The 14,292-nt window shown below is 46.9% G+C and carries 12 protein-coding genes; 11 read left to right on the forward strand and 1 reads right to left on the reverse strand.

Annotation, left to right across the window (positions count from 1 at the left end):
* Positions 1 to 36 precede the first annotated feature (36 nt).
* Positions 37 to 2,085: a DNA helicase Rep gene (gene rep / locus C8D85_RS10180; RefSeq protein WP_133562314.1), complete on the forward strand. Its 2,049-nt coding sequence runs from the start codon at positions 37 to 39 to the stop codon at positions 2,083 to 2,085.
* A gap of 102 nt (positions 2,086 to 2,187) precedes the next feature.
* Here rep and C8D85_RS10185 read toward each other — a convergent pair whose 3' ends face one another.
* Positions 2,188 to 2,637, reverse strand: a complete 450-nt coding sequence (locus tag C8D85_RS10185; RefSeq protein WP_244936989.1) for a c-type cytochrome — start codon at positions 2,635 to 2,637, stop codon at positions 2,188 to 2,190.
* 305 nt (positions 2,638 to 2,942) lie between these two features.
* Between C8D85_RS10185 and C8D85_RS10190 the strand changes: the two genes are divergently transcribed.
* The 10 genes from C8D85_RS10190 (at position 2,943) to C8D85_RS10235 (ending at position 14,135) form a co-directional block, all read left to right on the forward strand.
* The gene (locus C8D85_RS10190; protein ID WP_133562316.1) at positions 2,943 to 4,034 is read left to right on the forward strand and encodes a TRAP transporter substrate-binding protein; all 1,092 of its coding nucleotides are present in this window, start codon (positions 2,943 to 2,945) and stop codon (positions 4,032 to 4,034) included.
* Between the two features lie 70 nt (positions 4,035 to 4,104).
* A complete protein-coding gene (locus C8D85_RS10195; protein ID WP_133562318.1) occupies positions 4,105 to 4,644 on the forward strand; it encodes a TRAP transporter small permease subunit in 540 nt (179 codons plus the stop codon).
* A gap of 19 nt (positions 4,645 to 4,663) precedes the next feature.
* Positions 4,664 to 5,953 carry a TRAP transporter large permease gene (locus C8D85_RS10200; protein WP_133562320.1) on the forward strand — a complete coding sequence of 430 codons (1,290 nt, stop codon included), beginning with the start codon at positions 4,664 to 4,666 and terminating at the stop codon, positions 5,951 to 5,953.
* Positions 5,954 to 6,097: 144 nt separating this feature from the next.
* A complete protein-coding gene (locus tag C8D85_RS10205) occupies positions 6,098 to 7,477 on the forward strand; it encodes a cache domain-containing protein (protein ID WP_133562322.1) in 1,380 nt (459 codons plus the stop codon).
* Positions 7,464 to 8,111 carry a response regulator transcription factor gene (locus C8D85_RS10210; RefSeq protein ID WP_133562324.1) on the forward strand — a complete coding sequence of 216 codons (648 nt, stop codon included), beginning with the start codon at positions 7,464 to 7,466 and terminating at the stop codon, positions 8,109 to 8,111. The genes C8D85_RS10205 and C8D85_RS10210 overlap by 14 nt, the downstream gene beginning before the upstream one ends.
* A gap of 400 nt (positions 8,112 to 8,511) precedes the next feature.
* On the forward strand, positions 8,512 to 10,110 hold the full coding sequence (locus C8D85_RS10215) for an ABC transporter substrate-binding protein (protein WP_133562326.1): 1,599 nt from the start codon (positions 8,512 to 8,514) through the stop codon (positions 10,108 to 10,110).
* A gap of 138 nt (positions 10,111 to 10,248) precedes the next feature.
* The gene (locus C8D85_RS10220; RefSeq protein WP_133562328.1) at positions 10,249 to 11,259 is read left to right on the forward strand and encodes an ABC transporter permease subunit; all 1,011 of its coding nucleotides are present in this window, start codon (positions 10,249 to 10,251) and stop codon (positions 11,257 to 11,259) included.
* 9 nt (positions 11,260 to 11,268) lie between these two features.
* A complete protein-coding gene (gene dppC, locus C8D85_RS10225; protein ID WP_133562330.1) occupies positions 11,269 to 12,159 on the forward strand; it encodes a dipeptide ABC transporter permease DppC in 891 nt (296 codons plus the stop codon).
* A 9-nt stretch (positions 12,160 to 12,168) separates the two neighbouring features.
* On the forward strand, positions 12,169 to 13,137 hold the full coding sequence (gene dppD / locus C8D85_RS10230) for a dipeptide ABC transporter ATP-binding protein (RefSeq protein WP_133562332.1): 969 nt from the start codon (positions 12,169 to 12,171) through the stop codon (positions 13,135 to 13,137).
* Positions 13,134 to 14,135 carry a peptide ABC transporter ATP-binding protein gene (locus tag C8D85_RS10235; protein WP_133562334.1) on the forward strand — a complete coding sequence of 334 codons (1,002 nt, stop codon included), beginning with the start codon at positions 13,134 to 13,136 and terminating at the stop codon, positions 14,133 to 14,135. Before dppD ends, C8D85_RS10235 begins: the two co-directional genes overlap by 4 nt.
* Positions 14,136 to 14,292 lie beyond the last annotated feature (157 nt).

The raw sequence follows: 14,292 nt of genomic DNA on the forward strand, positions 1-14,292 counted from the left end.
ATGAGTCCACCATTTAGAAATTTCGGTGTCGTGTCTATGAGCCAGTCAGTCCCCTCCATTGCCCAACGTATGCGTAGCCTAAATGAGCGACAGCTCGAAGCGGTGAAGCAAATCGATGGGCCATTACTTGTATTAGCAGGTGCTGGATCCGGCAAAACCAGTGTAATCACGACCAAGATCGCTTACTTGATCCAGACCTGTGGCTTTAAGGCCAACAACATTGTTGCGGTAACCTTTACCAATAAAGCGGCACGTGAAATGAAAGAGCGTGTGGTGGGGATGTTAACGAAGGAAGAAAGTCGCGGTCTTAGCATCTCAACTTTCCATACTTTGGGGCTGAATATTCTTCGCAAGGAATACCGCAAAGCAGGGCTGAAGGAAGGCTTCACGTTATTCGATTCGCAAGATGGATTAGCACTGGTAAAAGAGATCTTAGACAAAGAGTTCAATGGGCAAATGGACGCTGCGGGTTTTTGTCAGCACACTATTTCTAACTGGAAAAATGACCTGATTCCACCGCAGGAAGCCATCACGCAAGCGGATACCGAAGAGCTGCAGCTAGCGGCACAGGTTTACGGGCAGTATCAACGTTACATTCGTGCGTACAATGCAGTGGATTTTGACGATCTGATTCTATTGCCGGTGAGCTTACTGATCTCAGATCAACTGTTGCGAGAAAAGTGGCAGCGCAAAGTGCGTTATTTGTTGGTGGACGAGTGTCAGGATACCAATGCCAGTCAGTATGAACTGATCCGTATTTTAGCGGGGGATCGTCGCTGCTTTACCTTAGTAGGGGACGATGACCAATCGATCTATGCTTGGCGTGGTGCACGCCCTGAAAACCTCGAACGCTTGTCGGTTGATTACCCTAATCTTAAGTTGGTAAAGCTTGAGCAGAATTACCGTTCAACACGCACGATTCTTAAAGCCGCGAACACTTTGATTGCTAACAACCCCCACGTTTATGATAAATCTTTGTGGTCAGACCTTGGTATTGGTGACCCCATTCGTGTCATGGTTACCCGTAATGAGGATGCCGAAGCAGAACGGGTTGCGGCGGAGATTCAAAGTCGTCATTTGCGCCACAACATTCCATATCAAGACTTTGCCATCTTGTATCGCGGTAATCATCAGGCGCGATTGTTGGAAATTAAGCTACAGGCTTACCGTATCCCTTATAAAATGAACGGTGGCTCGTCGTTCTTCTCGCGCGCTGAAATCAAAGATCTGATGGGGTATCTACGACTGTTGGTGAACCCTGATGACGACAATGCGTTCCTACGAGTGATTAACTTGCCGCGCCGTGAAATTGGTCCTGCAACCCTCGAAAAAGTCGGTAATCTTGCTAACCATTTGCATGTGAGCTTATTCGCCGCTGCTGGTGATAAAGCGCTAGATGAAACGGTCACAGGTAAGCCATTAGTGCGCCTGCGTGAGTTCGAGTCATGGATTCAAAACTTACGTCAGCGCTTGCAAAAAGGCTCGCCAATTCCTGTTATTGAGCAAATGATTCATGACATGGATTACTTTGGTTGGCTTCAAGAGCAGGCTAGCTCGCCAAAAGCGGCGGAACGCCGCATAGAAAACGTTCGCTTCTTGATTGAGTCGATTCAACGCATGATGGAAAGTGCTTGGGAAGACGACGCTGATGCGGGCCTCGACCATGCGATTTCTAAGCTATTATTGATCGACATGTTAGAACGGCAAGAGGAAGAAGAGGACGAGGATAAGGTCCAGTTACTGACACTGCATGCCTCCAAAGGTCTGGAGTATCCCCATGTCTTTCTGATTGGCTGTGAAGAAGAGTTGCTGCCGCACCGAAACAGCATTGAAAACGATGACATTGAAGAAGAGCGACGACTCGCCTATGTGGGCATTACCCGTGCGAAACGCACACTTTGCATCACGATGGCGGCGAAAAGACGCCAGTTTGGTGAAGAAATTGATTGCTTGCCGAGTCGCTTTTTAGATGAGTTACCAGAGGAAGACTTGGTTTGGGAAGGGCGTGGCGATGAAAGTGAAGCGCAAAAGAAAGAGCAAGGTAAAGCCTCTTTGTCCGCCCTTAAAGCCATGCTGAATTCCTAATGACTTGAAGGCGCTGTGAATAACATTCGCTTAAACCAAAGAAGGAGGCAAGTGCCTCCTTCTTTGGTTTTGATCTGCGTTAGACGCTAGAGTAGGTGGGGATTACTGACTGTTTTCTGTCATGTATTCAATCGCACCTTGGATCTCTTCGTCGCTACATGTTGTACATGTACCGCGCGGAGGCATCGCATTGAGACCGTTGATGGCATTGCTCATCAATGAGTCGAAGCCTTTTGCTACACGTGGTGCCCATGCACCCGCGTCGCCAAGCTTCGGAGCACCGGCCACGCCGATAGAGTGACAAGCAGTACAGAATTGCTTGTAAATCGCTTCGCCTGATCGAGGGCCATCACTGGAAGCAACGGCTGCAGCAGACGCGACTTCACATTCTTCACCTACGATACAAACCTTGCCTACAGGGGCAATGCGTGCAGTGATTTCTTCAGGGCTTTGGCCAATAGCGCTGACGGTTGAACTCATCATGGCTGTAAAGCCAACCACTCCAATAAGAGTAATAAGCTTGCGACGGAAAAGGTTGATCAGCGAACTCACTATGTTTTTCCTCGATCCAAATTAGGCTGTTTAACAATTAAGTGGTCGGAGTATAACGAGACGCTTATAGGGTCGAAACCAACTTTGCACGAAATTTGGACAAACACCGCTCTAGGTCAAAGAAACACGACATTGCTTTTGGCTAAACGACCCCAGAACTACGTATTTATACGTAGTTCTATGTGGGTAAAACTACGGGGTGTTTTCGGTAATCTTACGAATAGAGTCATTGACTGTTTTTCCGCCATTATGAGGGCAGTGCTTCGGCATGTGCCATAAAAATAACCATAGGCAGGATAAAAATAATGACATTGCAAAAACTATCTAAGCTCGTTGCTGTTGCAACGTTAACTGTTTCTACATTCGCTGCTTCTTATTCTGTAGCCGCAGATGGCAAAGTGTACCGTCTTAAAATGGCGGAGACTTGGAACGCGAACTTCCCTATCTTTGGCGATGCGCCACGTGAAATGGCAAGACTGGCAGAAGAAATGTCAGACGGTCGCCTAAAAATCACCATCGACTCTGCAAACAAGCACAAAGCGCCTTTCGGTGTATTTGATATGGTGCGCTCAGGTCAATACGACCTAGGACACTCTGCGTCTTACTACTGGAAAGGCAAAGTGCCGAATACGTTGTACTTCACAACGATGCCATTTGGTATGACAACACCGGAGCAATACGGTTGGTTCTACTACGGCGGTGGTCAAGCACTATCAGACAAAGTGTACAGCCAATTTGGTCTACGTTCTTTCCCTGGTGGTAACACGGGTAACCAAATGGGCGGTTGGTTCCAGAAAGAAATCAACTCAGTAGAGGACCTACAAGGTCTGAAGATGCGTATCCCTGGCTTTGCCGGTGAGGTCATGGCAAAACTGGGTGCTAGCCCAACCAATATTCCTTCTGGTGAATTATTCACGGCTCTTGAGCGTCGCACGATTGATGCATTGGAGTGGGTGGGACCATCACTAGACCTACGTATGGGCTTCCACAAAATTGCACCTTACTACTACACAGGCTGGCATGAGCCTGCAACAGAGTTACAATTCCTTGTTAATGAGCGTTCTTTCAAGCGTTTACCAGCTGATCTACAAACGATCTTGAAGAGTGCTATGAAACTATCGGCTTACGATATGTACATTCAGTCTTACCACGAAAGTGCTGAAAACTGGGCAACGATGAAGAAAGAGTTCCCAAATATCGAAGTTAAAACGTTCCCTGAAGACGTGATGAAAGCAATGTACAAAGCCAACGAAGAATTGCTAGCGGAAAAAGCAGCGGCTGATCCATTGGCGAAAGAGATTTTGGATTCTCAAGCTGAGTACATGGCCAAAGCACGTGTTTGGACCAATATCTCGGATCGTGCTTACCTAGACAGCTTAGATAATTTAGCTGACTAACCCCTTAAAAGGCAGGACGACTTCATGTCCTGCCTTTTTTGATGAATTTGTTTTCCCTGGGGCTCTCCTTATGTTTCTGGTTTCTCTTGAAAAGGCGCTTGGACGTTACTCCCTTTGGCTGGGTAAATTGTCTGCCTTGCTGCTGATTTTGTTGCTCTGCAACGTGTTCTATAACGTCTTGATGCGTTACGCCTTTAATACTGTCTCAATTGGTATGCAAGAGCTTGAGTGGCACTTGTATTCGGCCATTTTCCTACTGGGCATTCCGTTCGGTCTACAAACCGGTGGTCATGTTCGTGTGGATTTGATCTATGAGCGCTTGAGCGTGCGCGGTAAAGCATGGATTGATTTGGTCGGTTGTATTCTTTTTCTGATTCCTTTCACGTTACTTGTGGGCTGGTTCGGCGTGGACTTCGCAAAGGAAGCGTATGCGTTAGGTGAAACCAGTGGTGACCCAGGCGGTTTACCAGCTCGTTGGATCATTAAGTCGGCGATTCCGGTCGCGTTCTTCTCTATGGCGATTGGTGGTTTAGGCATGATCCTACGCTCGATCAATGCCATCCGAGGCGTTTCTAACGAGGGGTTCGATCACGAACCTATTCAACACTAGCCGCTCAACAGGTGTTTATATGATTGGTATTATTATGTTTTTCGTGGCGCTGGTGATGCTGTTATTTGGCTTCCCAGTGGCATTTACCTTTGGCGGGGTGGCGCTGATTTTCGGTGTGTTTGCTGAAGGTTGGGATATGTTTGCTTTCATGCCGTTCCGTATCCAAAGCTATATGGAAAATACGGTGATGATGGCTGTGCCTTTGTTTATCTTCATGGGCATTGTGTTACAGAAAACTCGATTGGCAGAACAGCTACTTGAGGCCATGGGTAAGCTATTTGGCAGTGTCCGTGGTGGTCTGGCTATCTCCACCATTTTGGTCGGCTCATTGCTTGCGGCTTCTACTGGTGTCGTTGGTGCAAGTGTGGTGGCAATGGGATTGATCTCTTTGCCGGTTATGATGAAATATCATTACAGTAAGTCTTTGGCCTGCGGCACTATTTGTGCGTCAGGTACGTTGGGGCAAATCATTCCGCCATCCATTATCTTGATCATCTTGGGTGATGTACTAGGGATTCCAGTTGGTGACTTGTTCCAAGCGGCGCTTGGTCCGGGGGTTGTATTAATCGGGTGTTACATTTTATACATTGTGGTGATTACATGGCTTAAACCTGAATTGGCGCCTGCGATCCCATACGATGAGTCTCTTGGTACACGCTCGGAGCAGATTCGTGATGCGCTAAAAGCAATCATTCCTCCTTTGGCGCTTGTCTTGATTGTATTGGGTTCGATATTTTCCGGCATTGCTACCCCAACAGAGTCGTCAGCATTAGGCGGTGTAGGAGCTGTGATTCTGTCTCTGATTTACCGACAGTTTAGTTGGAAAATGCTGTTTGATAGCGCATTAGAGACCGTTAAAGTCACGGCCATGGTGTTTGCTATCCTGATGGGGGCGACGGCATTCTCTATGGCGTTCAGCTACACCGGTGGTGATTACATTGTTGAAGAAGTGTTGTTGAACCTACCAGGTGAAAAATGGGGCTTCATTATCTTGGCAATGGTCGCTATTTTGATCTTGGGCTTCTTTATCGATTTCGTTGAGATTGCTTTCATTATCGTACCGATCTTAGCGCCTGTTGCAGAAGCATTAGGGATCAACATGGTGTGGTTTGCTATTTTGATCGCGATGAACTTACAGACGTCATTCTTAACACCGCCATTTGGGTTCAGTCTCTTCTATTTAAAAGGGGTCGCACCTAGGTCGGTGAAAACGTTCGATATCTATCGTGGTGTGATACCGTTCATCTTAATTCAGATAGCCGTGTTAGTGAGTATATTAGTATTGCCAGGCTTATATGGCATGGACTAATGGCTAATAGCTTTCTATCAAAGAAGGCGATACATTTACAAAAAAGGGAGGCTTGGCCTCCCTTCAATCTTTCTAGCCAAGGCGCATGTTAGTGTGCCTGAAAGACATATAACGATCAGGAAACAACAATAACTAGGTCCTGCTATGACACTTAAAAGCAAAATCATTTTGCTGACAGTGATCCCTTTGCTTTTGGCAACGGCAATCATTACATATCTTGGGGTGACTCATGCTAAGTCATTGACGCAGCAAGAGCTGGCGCTCTATGAGCAGCGTATGATCGAAACCCGCAAGCAAGCTCTAAAAGACAATGTGGCCATTGCCATGTCTGCCATTCGTCCTATCCTAAATGATCCTACTCTGACCACTGAACAGGCGAAGCTGAAAGTGCGTCGCTTACTCACCGGATTAACTTACAACGAAGATGGCTATTTCTTTGCGTACACCTTAGATGGTGTGAATTTGGTACACCCCACGCAGCCTGATTTTGTAGGTCAGAATTTACTAGAGTTTCAGGATCGTGAAGGGGACTTCTTAATTAAGAACCTAATTGATGCGGCCAAGTCTGGCGGTGGTTTCCATCGTTACATTTGGGAAAAGCCGCCGCAATTGATCCAAGAGGATAAGCTCGGTTATGTGGTACTGATTGAGCAATGGGGCTGGATGATGGGCACAGGGCTATACCTTGATGATATTTATCGAGATTTGGAAATTGCGCAAAACACCATGAATAAAAACATATCAAACAGCTTGTTTACCGTGCTGTTTGTCCTTGGTTTAACAGTGACGATGGTGTTATTGCTAGGGCTGTTTATTAATTTGAGAGAACATCGTTTAGCCGATGCGCGCCTGAAAAACCTGATTAAAAGGTTTATTAAATTACAGATCAGTGAGCGTCGAAAGTTCTCCCGTGAGCTTCACGATGGCATCAATCAATTGCTGGTCTCCAGTAAGTTTCGCATTGAACTGGTGGCAAATAAACTTCGTAAAGGCGTGCAACATGACACGATTGAAGCGGATTTACAGCAGGCTGAGCATGTGATTGAGCAAACGATTCAAGAAGTACGGCAAATCTCCCATAACTTGCGACCGACTTTATTGGATGATTTAGGCCTAGAAGCGGCCTTGATCGGTCTATTGGAACAGTTCTCCGAGCGAACACAGATACGTGTTCAATATCAGCTCATGCCAAATCTCGATGAGTTAGCTGAGGAGGTAGAAATTACCTTATATCGCTTATCACAAGAGTGCTTAACCAACATTGAAAAGCACGCTAATGCAGAGAACGTTTCGTTAAAAATTTGGTTGCAAAAAGATGCGTTACACTTTGAATGTAGAGACGATGGCTGCGGCTTTAACCCTCGTGATCATGCCAGTGGCATAGGAGTATTCAACATGCGCGAACGTTTGGCGTTAATTGAAGGGGAATTTTCTATCCATAGCGAAGCGGAATTAGGCACTACCGTTAGGGCTCTTGTGCCCAGTGAAATCGCCATGTCTGGAGGACAAAATGAGCCGACCTAATATCAAAGTTTTATTAGTGGATGACCATGTGTTAGTGCTCGATGGTTTGGTCGCACGTTTACAGCTGGAGTCTCATATTGAAATTATGGGCACTGCTAAGAATGGTGAAGAAGCATTACAAAAAGCGCAGCAATTGGCTCCAGATGTGGTGCTCATGGATGTCTCAATGCCGGTTCTCGGGGGGATTGAGGCCGCTAAACGCTTTCGCGAGGAACTACCACAAATAAAAGTGCTGATGCTGAGTATGCACCATGATCGAGAATACATCTTACCTCTCGTGCAATCGGGAGCAAGTGGTTACGTGCTCAAAGATGTGTCAGTGAATGAACTCATCATGGCCATAGAAACCGTGTTTCAGGGAGGTACGTATTTCAGTGCAGGCGCTTCTCAGTCACTTTTTACTATGCCGGATAAGTCTCCAGATGCGCTTCCTTCTGCGAATGAATCTCTCACCCGTCGAGAGCTCGATGTATTGATTGCGCTAACTTCTGGCCATGCAAATAAAGAGGTGGCGAGACGTTTGAATATCAGTGTGCGAACAGTGGAAACTCACCGTCAAAACCTAAAGAATAAGTTGGATATCCATACGCTTGCAGGCCTTACAAAGTATGCGATTGAACAGGGTTTGATTTAGTTATGAAAGCTAGCTGATTAAAAAATAACACGCCTTTATAAAAAATAACTTGCTGATTTTTAAATAAAATTTTTTCTATTCAAGATCTCTATACGCATTGCGTATAGAGCATATCGTTATTTCGATTGGTTATTCTAAATCGCTTCAGTACTCTTCAAATACGCTGTTTTTGCGAACTTTTTACAGGATTCGCGAAAACGTGTAGGGGGCCTCAAGGAAGAGGAATAGCCGCCTCACTCAACGACTCGTTAGAGTGAGGCCGCTTTTAACACATCTCAGTTCGTTCTCCGAATTCAACGACATCACAAAAGAACACTTTCATTGGCTTGGCTAAATGCCTGAGCCGATGTCGCGAGTTTTAACAGAACTTGAAAATAATTATGCGAAATGGAGAGTTAAGATGAAAAAACGGTTAGCCGCTTTACCACTTGCGTTGATGGCTGCAGGTGCCATGTCAATGTCTGCTCAGGCTGCTTCAACGTTGGTCTACTGTTCAGAAGGTAGCCCAGAAGGCTTTAACCCAGCGTTCTACACATCGGGTACAACATTCGATGCCAGCTCAAAAAACATGTTCAACCGCTTAGTTGAGTTCAAACTAGGAACAACCGAAACAGAAGCTGGTCTAGCAGAAAGCTACGATGTCTCGGCTGACGGTCTTGAATACACTTTCCATTTACGCAAAGGCGTCAAGTTCCATAGCACCAAGGACTTTAAACCAAGCCGTGATTTCAACGCAGACGATGTCATTTTTACCTTTGCTCGTCAGTGGGATAAAAATCACCCTTACCACACCGTTTCAGGTGGCTCATACGAATACTTCAACGGTATGGGCATGCAAGACTTAATCAAAGACATCGTTAAAGTAGATGATTACACGGTTAAGTTTGTTTTGAATCAGCCTGAAGCACCGTTCGTGGCAAACTTAGCCATGGACTTCGCATCGATTTTTTCCGCAGAACAAGCGGATTACCTAATGAAGAAAGGCACGCCAGAGCAGTTGGACATCAACCCAGTTGGCACAGGCCCATTCCAAAAGGTTCAGTACCAAAAAGACTCTTTGATCCGCTACACAGCGTTTAAAGAATACTGGAAAGGTAAAGCAGACATCGATCGCCTAGTCTTCTCTATCACACCAGATGCTTCGGTTCGTTACGCTAAGTTAAAAGCAGGCGAGTGTCATGTGATGCCTTATCCAAACCCTGCTGACCTTGAGCAAATGCAAGCAGATAGCGATATCAACTTGATGAGCCAAGAAGGTCTAAACGTTGGTTACTTGGCGTTTAATACTGAAAAAGCTCCGTTTACTGATACCAAAGTTCGTCAAGCACTAAACTACGCGACCAACAAAAACGCCATCATTGACGCGGTGTTCCAAGGTGCGGGTAAAGTGGCGAAAAACCCAATTCCACCGACTATGTGGTCTTACAACAATGATGTGAAAGACTACTCGTACGATCCTGTGAAAGCGAAAGAGCTACTAAAAGAAGCTGGCTACGAGAACGGTTTCAAAACCAACATCTGGGCGATGCCAGTTCAGCGCCCTTACAACCCGAATGCTCGCCGTATGGCTGAGATCATCCAAGAAGATTGGAAGAAAGTGGGTGTGGATGCTGAGATCGTTTCTTACGAATGGGGTGAATACCTAAACCGTTCTAAGAAAGGTGAACACGATACTGTATTGCTAGGTTGGACAGGTGATAACGGTGACCCAGATAACTTCATGTATGTTCTTCTTGGCTGTGATGGCGTAGGTGGCTCTAACCGTGCGCAATGGTGTAACGAAGAGTTCAACAACTTGCTGCTGGATGCGAAGAAAACATCTGTAAAAGCGGAACGTACTAAGTTCTACGAAGAAGCTCAGCAAGTCTTCAAGCGTGAAGCGCCTTGGATTACCGTTGCCCACTCAGTGGTATACGAGCCAATCCGTAAGGAAGTGAAAGGCTACAAAATTGACCCACTAGGTGGTCACTACTTCTACAACGTAAGTCTAGAGAAGTAATCAAAAGCGCGGCGTCGATGAACACCATTGGCGCCGCGAGCACTACAGAGTTAGGCGGTCGTGGAAGCCGCCTATCTCTGCTAAATCAAGTGGGCTAACCGCCTGCTTGGTTCTCCCCATTAAGAGAGCTAGTCATCTATGTTCCAATTTATTTTTCGTCGATTAAGTTTAGTCATTCCGACGTTTATCGGAATCACCTTGCTGACGTTCACGCTTATCCGTTTGATCCCAGGTGACCCGATTGAGGTAATGGCTGGTGAACGCGGTGTCAGTGCAGAGCGTCACGCCGAACTCAGCGCGCAACTTGGCTTTGATCAGCCCTTATATGTGCAATATTTTCACTACGTCACCGGTGTATTACAGGGTGACCTTGGTAATTCATTAGTAACGAAAGAGCCTGTATTAAGCGAGTTCTTAACCTTGTTTCCAGCCACAATCGAGTTGGCATTTTGTGCGGCGATTTTTGCCATTCTGATTGGCTTGCCGGCAGGTATGATTGCCGCGGTGAAACGCGGCACCTTGTTTGATCACTCGGTGATGACCTTTTCTTTGACGGGCTATTCCATGCCGATCTTCTGGTGGGCGTTATTGCTCATGTTGATCTTCTCTGTGAATCTCGGTTGGACGCCAGTTTCGGGACGCATCGATGTAGTGTATTGGATCGATGATGTCACGGGCTTTATGTTGATTGATTCGATTTTATCCGGTGAAGAAGGGGCACTTTCTTCCGCGATAGCACACCTTATCTTGCCAAGTATTGTTCTCGGTACCATTCCTATGGCGGTGATTGCTCGTATGACACGCTCGTCAATGTTGGAAGTGCTAAGCGAGGATTACATTCGTACCGCTCGTGCTAAAGGCATTGCCCCATGGCGAGTGATCATTATCCATGCGTTACGCAACGCGTTGATTCCTGTGATCACAGTCATTGGTCTGCAGGTGGGTATTTTGCTCTCTGGTGCGATCCTAACGGAAACCGTATTTGCTTGGCCGGGGATTGGTAAATGGTTGATTGAATCCATCGGCCGTCGTGATTACCCAGTGGTGCAAGGCGGTATCTTGATCGTGGCCACGATCATCATTGTGGTCAACCTATTGGTGGACATTGCCTACGGCATTGTTAACCCACGTATTCGACACAGCCGTTAAGGAGGCGCTATGACGACTGAAACATTACAAGCGCCAGCACCACGTACACCGTTACAAGAATTCTGGCATTACTTTAAGGGCAACAAAGGCGCGGTCAGCGGTTTGGTGTTCATCATTATCATTTGTTTGATGGCTTTGTTTGCGGATGTGGTTGCTCCTCATTCGCCATCTGATCAGGCTCGTGATGCATTACTACTTCCTCCTGCATGGATGGAAGGCGGCAACTGGGCCTATGTCTTAGGTACTGACGATGTGGGTCGAGACATTCTGTCGCGTATTATCCACGGCGCTCGATTGTCACTGTCCGTTGGTTTGGTCGCGGTAACCGCTTCTTTATTAATGGGCATTTTGCTTGGCCTTGTGGCGGGCTACTGCAAAGGTGTGGTGGATACCATCATCATGCGTGTGGTGGACATTATGCTAGCGATGCCAAGTTTGTTGTTAGCGATTGCGATTGTTGCGATCTTGGGCCCCAGTATCGTTAACGCCGCGTTAGCGATCTCGATTGTTTCACTGCCGCACTATGTGCGTTTGACCCGTGCGGCGACTATGGCGGAAATGTCTCGAGATTACGTCACCTCTTCCCGAGTGATTGGCGCAAGTCCGTTACGTTTGATGTTTATTTGTATTCTGCCTAACTGTGTCGCACCACTGATCGTGCAAGCGACCTTAGGCTTTTCAACTGCCATCTTAGACATGGCCGCGCTGGGCTTCCTTGGCTTAGGTGCACAACCTCCAACCCCTGAATGGGGCAGCATGTTGGCGGACGCATTGCAGTTCGTTCAGCGCGCGTGGTGGGTGGTGACCTTCCCAGGTCTGATGATCTTGTTGACCGTATTGGCGTTTAACCTAATGGGTGACGGCTTACGTGATGCACTGGATCCGAAGTTGAAGCAGTAGGAGCGCAATATGTCATTACTTAAGCTAGAAAATCTATCCGTTACCTTTGGTAATTTCCGCGCTGTGGATCAAATTAGCTACAGCGTCAACGAAGGGGAAGTGTTAGGCATCGTGGGCGAGTCAGGCTCAGGTAAAAGTGTCAGTTCATTGTCGTTAATGGGCCTGATTGATTACCCTGGGAAAGTCAGTGCCGATGAGCTGACCTTTATGGATCAGGATCTATTGTCCATGCCCGAAGCGCAACGTCGCAAAATCACAGGTTCTGATATTGCGATGATCTTCCAAGATCCAATGACCAGTCTAAATCCGTGTTTTACTGTGGGTTATCAGATCATTGAAGCACTTAAAACCCACCAAGGTGGTACTAAAAAAGAGCTGAAAAAACGCGCCATTGAGTTGTTAACTCTGGTTGGTATTCCTGCTCCTGAAACGCGTTTAAGTGCTTATCCGCATCAATTATCAGGTGGTATGAGTCAGCGGGTGATGATCGCGATCGCGATCGCTTGTAATCCTAAGCTCTTGATTGCCGATGAGCCGACAACGGCTTTGGATGTGACCATTCAAGCTCAGATTATTGATCTGCTGATTGACCTACAAGAACAAAAGCAAATGGGCTTGGTATTGATTACCCACGATTTAGCGCTGGTGGCTGAAGTGGCCCATCGGGTGATCGTGATGTACGCCGGTCAAATCGTTGAAAGTGGCCCTGCGAGTGAAGTGTTTAGCGCACCGCAACACCCTTACACACAGGCTTTGCTGGCGTCATTGCCTGAATCCGCGGCCGGTAAAGCACGTTTAGAAGCGCTTCCTGGTGTGGTGCCTGGTCAATACGATCGACCAAAGGGATGTTTGCTAAGTCCCCGTTGTCCTTATGCAACGGATCATTGTCGTAATGTGGAGCCTGCTAGCCAAGGGCCTTTAGAACGCCAAGTGAAATGTCATACACCACTGAACGCACAGGGGAGGCCAGCCGCATGAGCCAAGAACTTGTTTTAAACGCCCATAACCTGAAGCAGCACTATGAAGTGAAACAAGGCTTTTTAAAGCCTGATGCGACAGTGAAAGCGGTGGACGGAGTAAGCTTTACCCTTGAGAAAGGCAAAACCTTAGCGGTGGTGGGGGAATCAGGTTGTGGTAAATCGACGCTAGGTCGAATGCTGACCATGATCGAAACACCGACCGATGGTCAGTTGAATTTCCTTGGTGAGGATTTACTGGCTTTATCGAAAGAGCAGCAAAAAGAGTTGCGCCAGAAAATCCAAATCATTTTCCAAAACCCTTATGGCTCTTTAAACCCACGTAAGAAAATCGGCTCGATCTTAGAAGAGCCGTTGGTGATTAATACCAATCTGAGCAAAGCGGAGCGCAAGGCCAAAGCCATGGAAATGATGTCCAAGGTAGGCTTGAAGCCAGAGCACTATGATCGTTATCCGCATATGTTCTCAGGTGGTCAGCGTCAGCGTATCGCCATTGCCCGTGGTTTGATGTTAGATCCTGAAGTGATCGTGGCTGATGAGCCGGTGTCAGCTCTGGATGTGTCAGTGCAAGCGCAGGTTCTTAACCTGATGATGGATCTGCAACAAGAGTTTGGCTTGAGCTATGTGTTTATCTCTCATGATTTATCTGTGGTAGAGCACATCGCCGATGAAGTGATGGTGATGTACCTCGGTAAAGTGGTCGAGCACGGTACTTGTGAGGAAGTCTTTACTAACCCAAAACACCCTTATACTCAGGCACTCCTGTCCAGTACACCGCAACTTTCTAGTGAGAAGCGTCGTCAGCGCATTAAGCTAAAAGGGGAGCTGCCATCACCACTGAATCCACCAAGTGGTTGTGCTTTCCATGGACGTTGTCAGTATGCGAACGATCGTTGTCGTACTGAAGGGCCTGTACTTCGTACTACCGATGAGGCTCACTTGATTGCCTGTCATGCCGTTGAAGAAAACCGCTTAACGGAGGTTTCTGGCGCGGCATAGTGAAAAAGAATGAAGCGAAGTCAGTGCTTCGCTTCATTCTTTACTAGGCGAACAACTGTTGATTTTCTATACTGTAGGGTATAACCAAATGGTCAAGCTATTGGCCAGTACAACAAGAGGCTAGATCTGCAACCCCCAGTCATAAAGCAGAATCAGC

It is taken from the genome of Marinomonas communis, assembly GCF_004363305.1.
GTDB classification, from domain to species: Bacteria; Pseudomonadota; Gammaproteobacteria; order Pseudomonadales; family Marinomonadaceae; genus Marinomonas; species Marinomonas communis.

Excerpts from the sequence above, each read along its gene's own strand:
- rep (WP_133562314.1), top strand. The coding sequence starts at position 37 with ATGAGCCAGTCAGTCCCCTCCATTGCCCAACGTATGCGTAGCCTAAAT.
- C8D85_RS10190 (WP_133562316.1), top strand. The coding sequence starts at position 2,943 with ATGACATTGCAAAAACTATCTAAGCTCGTTGCTGTTGCAACGTTAACT.
- C8D85_RS10195 (WP_133562318.1), top strand. The coding sequence starts at position 4,105 with ATGTTTCTGGTTTCTCTTGAAAAGGCGCTTGGACGTTACTCCCTTTGG.
- C8D85_RS10200 (WP_133562320.1), top strand. The coding sequence starts at position 4,664 with ATGATTGGTATTATTATGTTTTTCGTGGCGCTGGTGATGCTGTTATTT.
- C8D85_RS10205 (WP_133562322.1), top strand. The coding sequence starts at position 6,098 with ATGACACTTAAAAGCAAAATCATTTTGCTGACAGTGATCCCTTTGCTT.
- C8D85_RS10210 (WP_133562324.1), top strand. The coding sequence starts at position 7,464 with ATGAGCCGACCTAATATCAAAGTTTTATTAGTGGATGACCATGTGTTA.
- C8D85_RS10215 (WP_133562326.1), top strand. The coding sequence starts at position 8,512 with ATGAAAAAACGGTTAGCCGCTTTACCACTTGCGTTGATGGCTGCAGGT.
- C8D85_RS10220 (WP_133562328.1), top strand. The coding sequence starts at position 10,249 with ATGTTCCAATTTATTTTTCGTCGATTAAGTTTAGTCATTCCGACGTTT.
- dppC (WP_133562330.1), top strand. The coding sequence starts at position 11,269 with ATGACGACTGAAACATTACAAGCGCCAGCACCACGTACACCGTTACAA.
- dppD (WP_133562332.1), top strand. The coding sequence starts at position 12,169 with ATGTCATTACTTAAGCTAGAAAATCTATCCGTTACCTTTGGTAATTTC.
- C8D85_RS10235 (WP_133562334.1), top strand. The coding sequence starts at position 13,134 with ATGAGCCAAGAACTTGTTTTAAACGCCCATAACCTGAAGCAGCACTAT.